The sequence below is a fragment of the Streptomyces sp. sk2.1 genome (assembly GCF_008120935.1).
GTDB lineage: Bacteria > Actinomycetota > Actinomycetes > Streptomycetales > Streptomycetaceae > Streptomyces.
On the sequence record NZ_RDBO01000115.1, the window covers coordinates 1 to 913 of the forward strand.

The 913-nt window shown below is 68.9% G+C and carries 1 pseudogene; it reads left to right on the plus strand.

Annotated elements, in window-relative coordinates:
- Positions 1 to 891 (plus strand): annotated as a pseudogene (locus tag EAO76_RS40895) (IS5 family transposase); the annotation flags it as partial.
- Positions 892 to 913: the final 22 nt, after the last annotated feature.

The following is a 913-nucleotide window of genomic DNA, read 5'->3' on the forward strand; positions in this document are numbered from 1 at the left end:
CTGGCGGTTCAGGACCAGCGCGCAGTGGCGTGAGATGCCGGCCGAGTTCGGGCCGTGGCCGACCGTCTACGGGCGCTTTCGGGTCTGGCGGAACACTGGTGTGTTCACCGCCTTGCTGGAGGGTCTGATCGCCGAGGCCGCCCGCCGGGGGAGGACGGACTTGTCGCTGGTCAGCGTGGATTCCACCACGGTCCGCGCTCACCATGACGCGGCTGGGATGCAAGTGGACCGCGAGGTGCTGGACGCCCTGGAGGAAGCCGCTGCCGAGGAGGAGCAGGCCCGGCAAAAGGGGGCGGCGCAAGGGGACGGAACGGGCAGGACAGCGCAAGCGACCCCGGGAGGGAAGAACGGCGACGCGTCCGACGGCGGCACCGGCTCCGCCTGAGGGAAGCCCTGCTCGGCAGGTCCCGCGGCGGGCTGACCAGCAAAATTCACCTCGCCGCCGACCGCAGGTGTCGCCCGCTGGCGTTCGTCCTGACCGCCGGGCAGGCCGCGGACAGCCCGCAGTTCATCCCCGTGCTGAACAAGATCCGCGTCCGCCTGCCGGTCGGCAGGCCCCGCACCCGACCGGGCGCCGTCGCCGCGGACAAGGCCTACTCGTCTCGCGGTAACCGCTCTTACCTGCGGAAACGCGGCATCAAGGCGGTGATCCCGGAGAAGAAGGACCAAGCCGCCAACCGCACGAAGAAAGGCAGCCGAGGGGGCAGGCCGGTCAGCCACGACGCAGACCTCTACAAGGAGCGCAACACCATCGAGCGCCTGATAAACCGGCTGAAGGACTGGCGCGGCATCGCCACCCGCTTCGACAAGACCCCCGAGAGCTACCTCGCCGGCCTCGAACTCCGCGCCTCGATGATCTGGATCGAAGACCTGTTACGAGCAGCCGATTGATCGCGACATCACACAGACCCTA